Annotated in this window: 11 protein-coding genes and 1 pseudogene; 10 read left to right on the top strand and 2 right to left on the bottom strand. The window is 72.3% G+C overall.

What is annotated here, in order from left to right; translation table 11 throughout:
* From BU197_RS22705 to BU197_RS22690, 4 genes and pseudogenes are all read left to right on the top strand, one after another.
* Positions 1-812: pseudogene (locus tag BU197_RS22705) on the top strand (hypothetical protein); the annotation flags it as partial.
* Between the two features lie 257 nt (positions 813-1,069).
* Positions 1,070-2,650 carry a methylmalonyl-CoA mutase gene (locus tag BU197_RS22700; RefSeq protein ID WP_188270157.1) on the top strand — a complete coding sequence of 527 codons (1,581 nt, stop codon included), beginning with the start codon at positions 1,070-1,072 and terminating at the stop codon, positions 2,648-2,650.
* Positions 2,651-2,745: 95 nt separating this feature from the next.
* The gene (leuE, locus tag BU197_RS22695) at positions 2,746-3,405 is read left to right on the top strand and encodes a leucine efflux protein LeuE (protein ID WP_188270156.1); all 660 of its coding nucleotides are present in this window, start codon (positions 2,746-2,748) and stop codon (positions 3,403-3,405) included.
* Positions 3,406-3,442: 37 nt separating this feature from the next.
* Entirely contained in the window at positions 3,443-4,264 is an 822-nt protein-coding gene (locus BU197_RS22690) for a MerR family transcriptional regulator (RefSeq protein ID WP_188270155.1), read from the top strand.
* Positions 4,265-4,365: 101 nt separating this feature from the next.
* Here the strand turns inward: BU197_RS22690 and BU197_RS22685 are convergent, their stop codons facing one another.
* Together BU197_RS22685 and BU197_RS22680 are read right to left on the bottom strand one after the other, a co-directional pair.
* Complete coding sequence (locus BU197_RS22685) at positions 4,366-5,691, bottom strand: polysialyltransferase family glycosyltransferase (protein ID WP_188270154.1); 1,326 nt, start codon at positions 5,689-5,691, stop codon at positions 4,366-4,368.
* The gene (locus tag BU197_RS22680; RefSeq protein WP_317452124.1) at positions 5,688-6,728 is read right to left on the bottom strand and encodes a glycosyltransferase family 2 protein; all 1,041 of its coding nucleotides are present in this window, start codon (positions 6,726-6,728) and stop codon (positions 5,688-5,690) included. The genes BU197_RS22685 and BU197_RS22680 overlap by 4 nt, the downstream gene beginning before the upstream one ends.
* A gap of 220 nt (positions 6,729-6,948) precedes the next feature.
* On the opposite strand from BU197_RS22680, the gene BU197_RS22675 reads away from it, so the two are divergent.
* The 6 genes from BU197_RS22675 to BU197_RS22650 all read left to right on the top strand — a co-directional run bounded on the left by BU197_RS22675 (position 6,949) and on the right by BU197_RS22650 (position 14,420).
* Positions 6,949-8,238 carry a DUF6716 putative glycosyltransferase gene (locus BU197_RS22675; RefSeq protein WP_188270153.1) on the top strand — a complete coding sequence of 430 codons (1,290 nt, stop codon included), beginning with the start codon at positions 6,949-6,951 and terminating at the stop codon, positions 8,236-8,238.
* On the top strand, positions 8,238-9,440 hold the full coding sequence (locus tag BU197_RS22670) for an acylneuraminate cytidylyltransferase (RefSeq protein ID WP_188270152.1): 1,203 nt from the start codon (positions 8,238-8,240) through the stop codon (positions 9,438-9,440). The genes BU197_RS22675 and BU197_RS22670 overlap by 1 nt, the downstream gene beginning before the upstream one ends.
* 11 nt (positions 9,441-9,451) lie before the next feature.
* Positions 9,452-10,345, top strand: a complete 894-nt coding sequence (locus BU197_RS22665) for an N-acetylneuraminate synthase family protein (RefSeq protein ID WP_188270151.1) — start codon at positions 9,452-9,454, stop codon at positions 10,343-10,345.
* Positions 10,342-11,520: a hypothetical protein gene (locus BU197_RS22660; RefSeq protein ID WP_188270150.1), complete on the top strand. Its 1,179-nt coding sequence runs from the start codon at positions 10,342-10,344 to the stop codon at positions 11,518-11,520. Before BU197_RS22665 ends, BU197_RS22660 begins: the two co-directional genes overlap by 4 nt.
* Positions 11,521-11,636: 116 nt before the next feature.
* Entirely contained in the window at positions 11,637-12,905 is a 1,269-nt protein-coding gene (locus tag BU197_RS22655; protein ID WP_188270149.1) for an amidohydrolase, read from the top strand.
* 456 nt (positions 12,906-13,361) lie between these two features.
* Complete coding sequence (locus tag BU197_RS22650; protein WP_188270148.1) at positions 13,362-14,420, top strand: BMP family protein; 1,059 nt, start codon at positions 13,362-13,364, stop codon at positions 14,418-14,420.
* Positions 14,421-14,454 lie beyond the last annotated feature (34 nt).

Genomic DNA, 14,454 nt, shown 5'->3' with positions numbered 1-14,454 from the left:
GGGACCGCTCGCCCGGCGCCTCCCCCTCGGCCGCCGGGGGCTCCGGGTCGCCGCACGCCGGGGTGCCGGACGGCGAGGGCGCCCCGGACGGCGGCGGCACGGTGGGCGAGGGCGAGACCTCGGCGGGTACGGACCCGGCGCCCACGTTCTCCCCGTCGAAGGCGGCCAAGGCCTGCCGGGAGTACCGCTCGGGCAGGCTCGACGCGACGGTCCGCGGCAGACTCCTCGCCACCCTGAGCGGCGGCGAGACGCTGGGCCACTACTGCGACCGCGTCCTCGACGGCGGCAGGAACAGCGGGAACGGCAGCGGCGACGACGGGAACGCCGACGATGACGAATCCGGCGAGAACGGCTCAGGGAACGACCGGCCAGAGGACGGCGAGCCCACCGGAAAGCCGACGGGCAAACCCACGGGCAAGCCGACGGGCAAGAACCCGGGCAACGGGAACGGCAACGGCGGCAACAACGGAAACAGCGGCAACAACGGAAACAGCGGCAACAACGGAAACGGCAGCAGCGGCAACAAGGGCAACGGCGGCAACAGCAACACCAACACCGGCAGCGGCAAGAGCAACGGCAAGAACAAGGGCGGCGACGACCAAGGCGACCAAGGCGGCCAGAGCGACGACGGCGACGCCCGCGAAGGCGGCGACGCCCCCCGCACCGCCCCCCGCCTCTTCGCCGACCCGCAGCCCCCGACGGCCCCGGCCCCGGCCCCGGACCTGACCCCCGCCCCGGTCCCGGCCCTGGTCACGGCCCCGGAAACACTCCTCGGCCGCACGGTCTCCACGCTCGTCTCGCTGCTGGTGTAACACTTCCGGGACCGGTGACGCAGTACGTATTGCCGACTGGTCATCGGCCGCGCGACGAGCCGGGGTTCCCCCCGTACCTTCGGCTTCGCGCACGGCGCGGGTGGGGCACGTTCCCCCGGTCCCACCCGCGCCCCTTCTCCTCCGGCCCCCTGTCGACAAGGTCACAGCGTGGTGGCCCCCTATGCCGGTACGCCCGCCGCTACAGTCCGACGCGAGAACCAGTACCGCTGGGTAACAAGCTGTCGGGAGGCACACCAATGGCGCGTGAGTCGGAGTCGGGGCTGCCCATCCAGCCGGTCTACGGGCCGGAGGCGTTGGAAGGGTGGGACCCGGCGGAGAAACTGGGGGAGCCGGGCGCGTACCCCTTCACCCGGGGGGTGTACCCCTCGATGTACACCGGCCGGCCGTGGACGATGCGGCAGTACGCGGGCTTCGGCACGGCGGTGGAGTCCAACGCGCGGTACAAGCAGCTGATCGCGAACGGCACCACGGGCCTGTCCGTGGCCTTCGACCTGCCGACGCAGATGGGCCACGACTCGGACGCGCCGATCGCCTCGGGCGAGGTGGGCAAGGTCGGCGTCGCCATCGACTCGATCGACGACATGCGGGTGCTGTTCGACGGCATCCCGCTGGACCGGGTGTCCACCTCGATGACGATCAACGCACCCGGCGCCCTCCTCCTGCTGCTCTACCAACTCGTCGGCGAGGAGCAGGGCGTCCCGGCGGAGAAGCTGACCGGCACCATCCAGAACGACGTCCTCAAGGAGTACATCGCCCGGGGGACGTACATCTTCCCGCCCAAGCCCTCGCTGCGGCTGATCGCGGACATCTTCAAGTACTGCCGGGCCGAGATCCCGAAGTGGAACACGATCTCGATCTCCGGCTACCACATGGCGGAGGCGGGTGCCTCGCCCGCGCAGGAGATCGCCTTCACCCTCGCCGACGGCATCGAGTACGTACGGACCGCGGTGGCCGCCGGAATGGACGTCGACGACTTCGCGCCCCGGCTCTCCTTCTTCTTCGTGGCCCGCACCACGATCCTGGAGGAGGTCGCCAAGTTCCGGGCGGCCCGCCGGATCTGGGCCCGGGTGATGCGCGAGGAGTTCGGCGCGAAGGACCCCAAGTCGCTGATGCTCCGCTTCCACACCCAGACCGCCGGAGTGCAGCTCACCGCCCAGCAGCCCGAGGTCAATCTGGTGCGCGTGGCCGTCCAGGGGCTCGCCGCCGTCCTCGGCGGCACCCAGTCCCTGCACACCAACTCCTTCGACGAGGCCATCGCGCTGCCCACGGACAAGTCCGCCCGGCTCGCGCTGCGCACCCAGCAGGTCCTCGCGTACGAGACCGACGTCACCGCCACCGTCGACCCCTTCGCGGGCTCCTATGTCGTGGAGACGATGACCGACGAGGTCGAGTCGGCCGCCCTGGAGCTGATGGGCCGGGTGGAGGAGATGGGCGGCGCGGTCAGCGCCATCGAGCGCGGCTTCCAGAAGGGGGAGATCGAGCGCTCGGCGTACCGCATCGCGCAGGAGACCGACAGCGGCGAGCGGGTCGTCGTCGGCGTCAACCGGTTCACGGTCGACGTGGAGGAGCCCTACGAGCCGCTGCGGGTGGACCCGGCGATCGAGGCACAGCAGGCCGAACGGCTTGCGGCGCTGCGCGCGGAGCGGGACCAGACGGCGGTGGACACGGCGCTCGCGGAGCTGAAGAAGGCGGCGGAGGGCACGGAGAACGTCCTGTACCCGATGAAGACGGCGCTCAAGGCCCGTGCCACGGTCGGCGAGGTCTGCGACGCGCTCCGCGAGGTCTGGGGGACCCACGTCCCCCACGACGTCTTCTGAGCCGCCGCCCGGTTCGAGCCGCCGCAGAATCGTTATCCGACTGGCAAGGCGCAGGTCACAGCGGAGTGTCGCACCCGTGTGCGACACTCCCAGCCATGCTGGGTGTCATCGATCTGCCGACTTATCTGGCCGGGCTCGTCCTCATCATTCTGCTGCCCGGACCGAACTCGCTCTACGTGCTGTCCGTCGCCGCCCGCAAGGGCACCCGGACCGGGTACAAGGCCGCCGCCGGGGTGTTCACCGGCGACACCGTCCTCATGACCCTCGCGGCCCTCGGCGCCGCCTCCCTGCTCCAGACCACCCCCGTCCTCTTCACCGTGGTGAAGTACGCGGGCGCGGGCTATCTGGCCTGGATGGCGTACGGGATGCTGCGCTCGGCCCTGGCCATGTGGCGCTCCCGGGGCGAGGCCACCGCCGACGGGGAGGCGTCGCTCCCGGAGACCGGACGGGAGGAGCGCCCCTACCGGCGGGCGCTCGTCATCAGCCTCTTCAACCCCAAGGCGATCCTCTTCCTGATCTCCTTCTTCGTGCAGTTCGTCGACCCGGCCTACGCCTATCCGGCCCTGTCCTTCCTGGTCCTCGGCGCCCTGCTCCAGACCGGCAGCTTCCTCTATCTGACCACCCTGATATTCAGCGGCACCCGCCTCGCCGCCGCCTTCCGGCGTCGCAGGCGGCTCTCCGCCGGAGCCACCTCGGCGGCGGGCGCGCTCTTCCTCGGCTTCGCCGTGAAGCTCTCGCTCAGCAGCGCCGCTTGACCCTCACACCGTGTGAGCCCGTTCCGTAGGGGTCGTCATGTTCACCATCGGAGACTTCGCCCGGCACGGGCGGGTGTCGGTCCGCATGCTGCGCCACTACGACGCCATCGGACTGCTGCGCCCGGCCCGGGTCGACCCGCACTCGGGCTACCGCTTCTACACGGCGGACCAGCTCGCCCTGCTCAACCGTGTCATCGCCCTCAAGGACCTCGGCTTCACCCTCGAACAGGTGGGGACCATCCTCGGCGAGCGGATCGACGCGGACGAGCTGCGGGGCATGCTGAGGCTGCGCAGGGCCGAGCTGGAAGCGGCCCTCACCGCCGCCCGCGCACGGCTCGCCCAGGTCGGCGCGAGGCTCCAGGCCATCGAAAGCGAGGGACGCATGTCCATCCAGGACGTCGTCGTCAAGAAGATCCCCGCCGTCCGCGTCGCCGAACTGAGCGCCGTCGCCGCGAGCTTCGGCCCGCAGGACATCGGCCCGGTCATCGGCCCGCTCCACGGCGAGCTGTGCGGCCGTCTCGAAGCGGCCGGGGTCACCGGCTCGGGACCGGGCATCGCCGCGTACGAGGACACCGGGAAGGGCGACGGCTCGGTCCTCGTCCGCGCCTGTGTGCCGGTGCCGGAGGGCACGGTCGTGGAGGGCGTCGAGGTACGGGTCCTGCCCGGCATCGAGGAGGCCGCCACCGTCGTCCACCGGGGCTCGATGGACGAGATCCTGCCGACCGCGCAGACCCTGGCCCACTGGATCGGGACCAACGGCTACGTGTCCCGGGAGTACGCCCGCGAGCTGTACCTGGAGTGCCCCGAGGACACCGCCCTGTGGGTGACGGAACTCCAGGAGCCGATCGCCCGCGCGTGACGGGGCCACCGGGACCGAGGCCGCCTCGTAGGACAGTCCTACGGTCCTGCCGGTGGTGCCGGTCCTCTCGGAGGACCGGCACCACCGTGCCCGTAAGCCCGTCAGCCCTTCAGCGCCTTCCGCAGTCGTAGTGCCTGGCGGGCCAGGCGGCGGACCTGCGGGTGCCGGGGTATCGGCAGACCGCCCGGCAGGCCGAGGGCGGTGAGCCTGCGGCGGGTGAAGTGGTGCCGGGTGCGCTCGGCGAGCGGGCCCGACAGATGCCGTACGGCGGGCGCGTGCAGCTCCGGACGTATCTTCGGCTGCATCGCGAAGCCGACCGCCGCCACCAGGTCGTTCAGCCGTTCCGCGTCGATCGGCGCGCCGTCGCCCGGCTCGTCCGCCTCCAGCGGCGGGAGCACCGCGTCCACCACGGTCAGCGGCACCCGGTTGCTGTTCTGGAAGGGCGTCAGGCGCTCCAGGAGCGTCAGGGTGCCGACCCTGGCCACCGGCAGGCCGTAGAAGGTACGCGCGGTGAGCAGCGCCGTCGAGAAGCAGCCGACGACGAGCGCGGGCCGCAGCTCGCGGAAGAGGACCTCGGCGAGGACCGGCCGGTGTTCCACGGTCAGTTCGGCGCCGAGCACCTCCGCCTCCCGGACCAGCGCCCGCGACCAGGTGTCGGGGGCCGTCGGGTGCGGCTTGAAGACGAGCCTGCGGTGCCCCCGGGCGACCGCGCCCCGCACCATCCGCAGATGCAGCTCCTCCTCCTCGGCGCCGGTCAGCAGCCCGAGCGCCGCCAGATACTGGCCGAGAAGCAGCGCGGGCCCGTCCGCCCGCTCCACCGGGGCGGGCGGACCGGACAGCTCGGCGACGCAGCGGAGGAACGCCTCCGTCGGCACGGGCTCGGGCACCGCCCCGAACTCGGCGAGCAGCAGCGGGTCGAGCCCGGGGACGAGGTCCAGATAGAGCAGCCGCCCGACGCGCCCGCCGATCATGGGGTCGATCTTGTTGCGGGTCGGCCCGTAGCTCATCAGACCGTCCGCGTAGACGGTGACGGGTGCCTCGGGCAGCAGTTGGGCGATCGCGAGCGCGGGGGTCACCTGGATCGACTCCAGGACCAGCTCGACCCGGTCGTCCCCGAGGTGCCAGAGCGTCCGCAGATGGCGCTGGAGCATCGGCAGGTCACCGGCGCGGGGGGTCCAGCCGGCCGGGTGCAGCGGCGAGATCGTCTCGTTCCAGGAGAGGACCGTGTCGAAGCGCCCGCGCAGCGCGGCGAAGCCCTCGGCCTCGGCGAGGGACGGGGTGGTCTCGGGGACGGCCGCGTTGTTGACGACCAGCAGGACGCGCCGCTCGGCATGGCCGAAGAGGCCGCTGTCGAGGGCGGCGGCGAGCGTCACGGCGCCGTAGAGGGTGGAGGCGCAGAAGATCTGGGTGGTGCGGCGGCGGCTCACGCGGCGGCTCCCGAAGTGCCGTCGTGCACACCGGACTCGGCGCCGGAAGCGGGCACGGGGGCCGGTTCCGGCGGCGGGGCGGGGCGTCTGCGGCGCAGCCTGCGGAGGGTCGTCGCCCGGTCGCCGCCCATCGCGGTCAGCGCCCCGTCGAGCACGTCCTGCGGCATGCGCCGCAGCGCGCCCGCGCTCATCGCCTTCAGTTTCCTCGCCACCTCCGGCTCGAATCGCTCGATGGAACCGACATGGTGGGAAATCACCGCGCAATACGTGCGCACGGCTTTCGGGAGAAGCCTGTCCGCATCGGGATCGAGTGCTGTTTCCGCTATCACCTGGTCGAAAGCGCGGATGAAATCCAATTGCCGTACGTCGCCGATCTGCGTGAGCGAGGTCGCCACCCCGCGCCGGTAGAACACGCCGAGTTCGTCGATCGCCGCGAACGATTCCGCCTCGCGGTGCAGCTTCCAGATCCACGGCCGGTCCTCGGCCGTCCGCAGCCCGTGCGTGAAGTGCAGCAGCCCCCGGTCGAGCAGCCTCCGGTGGTAGATCCCGGCCCAGGCGTACGGATAGTCCACCGAGGTCGTGCGGTGCGCGGGCAGGATCGCGTCGCGGGGGTTCAGGACCTCGGCGCGGCGGGGGACCGGCGCCCGGCGGACCGAGCGGGCCCGGCCCGTGACGGAGACGTGGTCGGTCCGCAGGAAGTCGCAGCCCAGCTCCTCGGCGGCGGCCACCAGACGCCCGTAGTAGCCGGGGGCGAGCCAGTCGTCCCCGTCGAGGAAGGCGATGTACTCGCCCCGGGCGGCGTCGAGACCGGTGTTCCGGGCCGTGGCGAGGCCCTCGTTCCGCTCGTGTCTGATCAGGGTGGCCCCCGGGATCTCGCGCGCGGCCCGTTCGAGGAGCATCGGGGTCCCGTCCGACGAGCAGTCGTCGACCAGCAGGAACTCGAAGTCCTCGCGGGCGTTGGCCCGCAGGCTCGTGAGGGTGTCGGGGGCGTATGTCTGCACGTTGAAGAACGGCACGACGACGGAGAGCTTGACCACCCGCCCGACGCTAGGCGCCGCCCCCGGCCTTCCCACCGACCGCCGGGAAGCCATTCGGTGAACACCAGGAGACCGGCCGCTTAACCACCTTTCCAGCCGGTGGAAATCCGGCCCCGGATGTCCGAATGCCGACCGGCTTCAGCGGTCGGAGATGCGCTGTTCACCGTTTGTTGCCATTCAGTTGGGCCGAAAAGGGAAAAGCCCTTCTAGCGTCCTCGACGTGCCAGCACGTACCAGAGAAGCGGTGCGGACCGCCGTCCTCGCGGACTCCGACACCCGGTGGAAATGGGGCGCCCTCACGGCGCGCCGGATCACCGCGACGACCGCGGAACCCACCGGATTCGTCCTGCGGGGACGCGCCACCCCCACCGCCCGCCAGCTCACCGAGACCGGGGTGTCCGACACCGCCCCGCGCGAGGTGACCGGAGCGGAGTTCCTGCGCGAGATACGCGACGCGGAGACGCGCGGCGAGGGATACGACGTCGTGGTCCTCTCCCTCGTCGGAGGGACCGTACGGGCCGTCCTCCAGGGACTGGCCGACCTCGGACTCGACCGCCGCCCCGTGATCGTCACCGGCTATGTCGGCGTCGTCTACGAGAAGTTGGCCGACGGACTGCTCCTTCGGCACGGCGCCGATGTCGTCCTCGCCAACTCCCGTCACGACGCCGAACGCTTCCGCGCGGTCTACGAAGGGGTGGGCGCCGGGGCCGAGTCGGTCGTCGAAGCCGCCCTCCCGTTCCTCGGCGGCGCCCCGTACGCCCCCGAACAGGGCCGCGACACCCTGGTGTTCGCCGCACAGCCCTCCGTGCCCGTCACCCGCGCCGAGCGGGCGTACACCCTGGAACGGCTCATCCGGCACGCCCGGCTGCGCCCCGGCCGCGAGGTCCTCCTCAAGCTCCGCTCCAAGCCCGGCGAACACACCACGCACCTGGAGGAGTTCCCCTACCAGCGTCTGGTCCGCGACCTCGAACCGCCCGCCAACTTCCGCCTGGTCTACGGGCACATGGGCGAAGTCCTCGACCGCACCGACCTCCTGGTCACCGTCTCCTCCACGGCCGCCCTCGAAGCCCTGCACCGGGGCGTCCCCACCGCCGTCCTCACCGACTGCGGCATCCGCGAGGCCCTCGGCAACCACCACTTCATCGGCTCCGGCCTGCTCACCTCCTTCGACCGGCTCGACCAGGGGCACACCCCGACACCCGACGCGACCTGGCTGGACCGCCAGGGCGTGGCCGCCGGAGGCGCGTACGAGAAGGCCTTCGACGCCGCCCGTGCCCGGGTCGCCGACCTCCTCGCGCTGCCCGGACTGCCCCCGATCGCCCCCTACTACACCGCGGAGACGGCCGGCGGCTACCTGCCCGGCATCCTCGCCCGCCACCGCCTGGACGTCACCGCCACCGCGACCCGCGACAGCGGACTGCGGCGGATCGTCCGGGAGGCGGCGCGCGGGGCCTACCGCCACGGCGTCCAGCGCGTGGCCCCCGTCGTCCGACGCCTGGGAGAACTGTGATGCCCGAGAAGCAGCCGAGCGCCCCCACCGTGCTCGCCGTCATCCCCGCCCGGGGCGGTTCCAAGGGCGTCCCCGCCAAGAACCTCGCCCCCGTCGCCGGAGTCCCGCTCGTGGCCCGCGCCGTCCGCGCCTGCCTCGGCGCCCGGCCCGTCACCCATGTCGTCGTCTCCACCGACGACCCGGGCATCGCCGCCGCCGCCCGCGACGCCGGAGCCGAGGCCGTCCGCCGCCCCGCCGCGATCGCCGGCGACACCGCCACCAGCGAAGCCGCCGTCCTGCACGCCATGGACGCCTTCGAGGCCACCCACGGACGCCCGGCCGACGTCGTCCTCCTCGTCCAGTGCACCAGCCCCTTCCTCACCCCCGACGAGGTCGCCGACACCGCGGGACGCGTCCTGTCCGGCGCCGCCGACACCGCCTTCACCGCCGCCCCCTCGCACGGCTTCCTCTGGCGCGAGACCGTCGAGGACGGCGCCACCGGCGTCAACCACGACAAGGCCCACCGCCCCCGCCGCCAGGACCGCGAGGCCGAATACCTGGAGACCGGCGCCGTCTACGCCATGGCCGCCCCCGGCTTCCGCACCCACCGGCACCGCTTCTTCGGCCGCACCGCCCTCGTCGTCACCGACCCCGCCCGGGTCCTGGAGATCGACGACCCGCACGACCTGGCCCGCGCCCGCGTCCTCGCGCCGCTCCTCGACACCCCGGCCACCCCGCGCTTCGCCGACGTCGACGCCGTCGTCCTCGACTTCGACGGCACCCAGACCGACGACCGCGTCCATCTCGACGCCGAGGGACGCGAGTTCGTCTCCGCGCACCGAGGCGACGGCCTCGGCATCGCCGCCCTGCGCCGCGCCGGACTGCCCGTCCTCATCCTCTCCACCGAACAGAACGCCGTCGTCGCCGCCCGCGCCCGCAAGCTCAAGATCCCCGTCCTGCACGGCATCGACCGCAAGGACCGGGCCCTCAAGGAGTGGTGCGAGGCCGAGGGCATCGACCCCCAGCGCGTGCTCTACGCCGGAAACGACGTCAACGACCTGCCCTGCTTCCACCTCGTCGGCTGGCCCGTCGCGGTGAGCAGCGCCCACGACTCCGTACGGGCCGCGGCCCGCGCGGTCACCGTCACCCCGGGCGGCTCCGGAGCGATCCGCGAGATCGCCGCCTGGCTCCTCGGACCCGAGCTGAACACCCCCGAGAACTAAGGAACAGCACCATGAGCACCCGTCTTCGCACCCTCGGCGACAAGACCGCGGGACCGGGCCGTCCCGTCTACATCACCGGCGAGATCGGCATCAACCACAACGGCGACCTCGACAACGCCTTCGCCCTCATCGACGTCGCCGCCGAGGCCGGCTGCGACGCGGTCAAGTTCCAGAAGCGCACCCCGGAGATCTGCACCCCGCGCGACCAGTGGGACATCGAGCGCGACACCCCCTGGGGTCGGATGACGTACATCGACTACCGCCACCGCGTCGAGTTCGACGAGAGCCAGTACCAGGCCATCGACGAGCACTGCAAGAAGCGCGGCATCGAGTGGTTCGCCTCCCCGTGGGACACCGAGGCCGTCGCCTTCCTGGAGAAGTTCGACGTCCCCGCCCACAAGGTCGCCTCCGCCTCCCTCACCGACGACGAGCTGCTGCGCGAACTGCGCGCCACCGGCCGCACCGTCATCCTCTCCACCGGCATGTCCACCCCGGCGCAGATCCGCCACGCCGTCGAGGTCCTCGGCAGCGCCAACATCCTGCTCTGCCACGCCACCTCCACCTACCCGGCCAAGGCCGAGGAGCTGAACCTGCGCGTCATCCAGACGCTCCAGGAGGAGTACCCCAACGTCCCGATCGGCTACTCCGGCCACGAGACGGGCCTCCAGACCACCCTCGCCGCCGTCGCCCTCGGCGCCGCCTTCGTCGAGCGCCACATCACCCTCGACCGCGCCATGTGGGGCTCCGACCAGGCCGCCTCCGTCGAGCCGCAGGGCCTCCAGCGCCTCGTCCGTGACATCCGCACCATCGAGACCGCCCTCGGCGACGGCGTCAAGAAGGTCTACGAGTCGGAGCTGGGCCCGATGAAGAAGCTCCGCCGGGTCCAGGGGCACGTCGCCGCATGACCAGGCAGCTGGCGTTCGTCGAGAGCCCGGTCCAGCTCCTCAACGTCCTGGAATGGGCGCACACCCGGGCCTCGGCCGCGGACGCGCCCACCGACGCGCGGACCGGCCCGCCCTCCGGGGCGCCCGGTCCCGCGCCCGCCGTACGGGCCCTCGCCCCGACGGACGCCACCCCGGGGACGGCGGACTCCGCCGCTCCGGGTCCCACGGTCGTCGTGCTCTCGCCGACCGACCCCATGTCGCGGGGCCAGCTGCGCCGGATGGCCCAGCTGGCCCGCGACGAGGGCCTCACCGTCCACTGGCAGGAGGCCCGAGGCGGCCGGGGCGCCCTCGCCCGCACCCTGCGCGAGCTCGCGGGGCCGCTGCGCGCGGCGGACCGGGTGATCATCGGGGACCCGTTCTCCCGGTACGTCCAGCTCCTCCTGACCCTCTTCGGCCCCCGGCACCTGACGGTCGTCGACGACGGCACCGCCACCATGGAGTTCGCCGCCCAGCTCAGCCGGGGTGAGCGCCTGGTGCGCTGGCACCGCAAGGGCAACCGGGGCCCGCGCGAGCTGGTCCTGGCCCCGGTGACCTCGCTCGCCCGGCGGCGGCTCGCCCCCGCCGGACGCCGTACCGTCGAGATCTTCACCTCGCTGCCCGTCGAAGCCCCGCCGGGCGTCACGGTCACCGAGAACTCCTTCGCCTGGACCCGGGCCCGCTTCGGACCGCCGCGGCTCACCGGCGGCGCGGACCTGGTGGGCACCTCGCTGGTCGAGACGGGAGTGGTGGACGCCGCCCACTACGACCGGGTGGTGGGCGAGCTGGCCCGCGCCCACGGCGCCACCCGCTACTTCGCGCACCGCAGGGAGAGCGCGGAGAAACTGCACCGGATCGCGGTCGAGACGGGACTCCAGGTGGTCCGGCCCGAGCTGCCCCTTGAGCTGATAGCCCGGCGCGGCCCGATCGGCCGTACGGTCGTCAGCTTCCCGTCCACGGTCGTGCACACCCTGCCACTGGCCCTCGCGGGCACCGGGGTGCGGGTCGCGGTCTGCGAGATCGCACCCGAATGGCTGCGGGCGACGGCCTCGCCGCGCGCCCAGGGCTTCCTGTCGGGAGTGACGGGCACGGCGGCCCACGAGGTGGACCGGCTCACCTCGCGGACGGCGAACCCCGCCGACCGGCTCGAATTCGGCTGAGCGTACCCATGCGGAGCGGGTCTCAAGCCTCCCAGAGGTTGTTTCTTTCCCCTAAGGGGCTGAACTTTTCGTGATCAACGGGCAGTTGACGTGGTGGGAGGCATACCCTTCAAAGGGTGAACCAGTTGAAGTCCCGTGAGCCGGGCCCCGCCACCCTGCCCGGAACGCTGCCCGAAGACCTGCGTGCCGAACTGATCGCCTTCCGCAGGGACTTGCACATGCATCCCGAACTCGGCAAGCAGGAGTTCCGTACGACCGCCGTCCTCAAGGAACGCCTGGAGGCGGCCGGTCTCGCGCCGAGGGTCCTGCCGGCCGGCACCGGGCTCATCTGTGACATCGGCACTCCGGACCGCGACCACCCCATGCTCGCGATCCGCGCCGACCTCGACGCCCTGCCCATCCCCGACGTCAAGACCGTCCCCTACCGCTCCACCGTGGCCAACCGCGCCCACGCCTGCGGACACGACGTCCACACCACCATCCTCCTCGGCGCCGCCCTCGTCCTCGCCGGGCTCGACCGGCAGGGCCTCCTCCCGGTCGCCGTGCGACTCGTCTTCCAGCCCGCCGAGGAGGTCCTGCCCGGCGGCGCCCTCGACGCCGTCGAAGCCGGGGTCCTCGACGGGGTCGGCCGGATCGTCGCCGTCCACTGCGACCCCCGCGTCGACGCCGGGAAGATCGGGCTGCGGGCCGGGGCCATCACCTCCGCCTGCGACCGGGTCGAGATCGCCCTGGACGGTCCCGGCGGTCACACCGCCCGCCCGCACCTCACCACCGACCTCGTCACCGCCGCCGCCCGGGTCGCCACCGACGTGCCCGCCGTCCTGGCCCGCCGCATCGACGCCCGCTCCGGGCTCTCGGTCACCTGGGGACGCATCGAGGCCGGTCACGCCCCCAACGTCATCCCGCAGCGCGCCGAACTCTCCGGTACGGTCCGCTGCCTCGACCTGCCCACCTGGCGGGACGCCCCCGACCAGGTGCACTCCGTGGTCGACGAGGTCGCCGCCCTGCACCGGGCGAAGTCCACCGTCACCTACGTCCGGGGCGTCCCCCCGGTCGTCAACGACCCCGACGTCACCGAACTCCTCCGCGACGCGATGGCCGCCCGGCGCGGTCCGTACGCCATCGAGGACACCGAGCAGAGCCTCGGCGGCGAGGACTTCTCCTGGTACCTGGAGCGCGTCCCCGGCGCCATGGCCCGCCTCGGCGTCCGCACCCCCGGCGACACCCGGGTCCGCGATCTGCACTCCGGGGACTTCGACGTCGACGAGTACGCCATCGAGGTCGGCGTGGAACTCTTCACGGCCGCGGCCCTCCTCCACGCGACCCCGACCCCGACCCCGACCCAGTCCCCGACGCCCACGCCGACTCCGGCTCCGGCAGCCTGACCGACGGGCCACGACGGCTTGGCCGACGGGCCACGACGGCCTGCCCGGCAGGCTTCCACGGCCCGACCGGCAGGCTTCCACGGCCTGCCCGGCGGGCTTCGACGGCTTGGCCGACGGGCCCCGCCCGCCCCCGCCCGCCCCCGCCCGCCCCCGCCCCTCACCCGTACGGGGCGGGGCTCCGGGTCTCTCCCCACCCCCGCTCCCGTCGCTCTCCCCGCCCCCCGTCCGGCCCTTTCCCGAGCGCGTCCCCACCGGCCTCTGGCCGTCCGGTGCCGGAGAGCGGTATAACCGGCTGTGCCGGGCCGAACGCCCCCGGTCGCCTTCCCGGACCCGGGTACGCGACGATCCGGTAACGACTGATGAACGGGTCTTTAACTGACATCTACGCGCGTTACGATCGCCGCGAAACCAGCGCCGGAAGAGGCGCTTTCGGTCAGTCTCGAAGGGACCCTCCTCTTGCGCCGGATCACCAGGATCGCGACCGTGGGCATCGCCTCGGCCGCGCTCGCGCTCTCCGCCACCGCCTGTGGCAAGTCGTCGTCGGACTCCGGCGCCAGCCCGAACGCCTCCGCGAAGGGCGGCAAGGCCGCCATCGCGTACGACATCGGCGGCCGCGGCGACCAGTCCTTCAACGACGCCGCCTACGCCGGTCTGAAGCGGGCCGAGGACGAGCTGGGCGTCAAGGGCGCCGAGGCCGAGCCGTCGGCCGGCGAGGGCGACGCCGACAAGGTGCAGCGCCTCACCTCGCTGGCCCGCGCCGGGAACAACCCGGTCATCGGCGTCGGCTTCGCCTACGCCCCGGCCATCGAGAAGGTCGCCAAGCAGTTCCCCAAGACGACCTTCGGCATCATCGACGACACCTCCGTCACCGGCCCGAACATCGCCAACCTCGTCTTCAACGAGGAGCAGGGCTCGTACCTGGCCGGCGTCGCCGCCGCCAAGACCTCGAAGACCGGCACGGTCGGCTTCATCGGCGGCGTCGAGGTCCCGCTGATCAAGAAGTTCGAGGCGGGTTACGTCCAGGGCGTCAAGGACACCAACCCCAAGGCCAAGGTGCTCACCCAGTACCTGACCCAGCCGCCGAACTTCGACGGCTTCTCCAAGCCCGACCTCGGCAAGGCCGCCGCGCAGGGCCAGCTCGACAAGGGCGCCGACGTGATCTACGCCGCCGCCGGTCTGGCCGGTTCCGGCGCGATCGAGGCCGCCGCCACCGCGGGCAAGTGGGCCATCGGCGTCGACTCCGACCAGTACAACCAGGCGGGTCTGGCCAAGTACAAGGACCACATCCTGACCTCGGTCACCAAGGACGTCGCCGACTCCGTCTTCAACCTGATCAAGTCGGTCGAGGACGGCAAGCCGCAGACCGGCGAGATCCGCTACGGCCTCGCCACGGACGGCGTCGGTCTGGCCGACTCCAACCCGGCGTTCAAGAAGATGACCGACGTCATCGCCGCGGTGGACCAGGCGAAGAAGAACATCGTCGACGGCAAGATCACGGTCAAGACCACCCCGTAAGGGAAGCCGGTCACGACCGTGGGCCCGAGGGCCC

It is taken from the genome of Streptomyces sp. CBMA291, assembly GCF_014596525.1.
Classification (GTDB): domain Bacteria; phylum Actinomycetota; class Actinomycetes; order Streptomycetales; family Streptomycetaceae; genus Streptomyces.
This window is presented reverse-complemented; position numbering and strand designations above follow the sequence as displayed.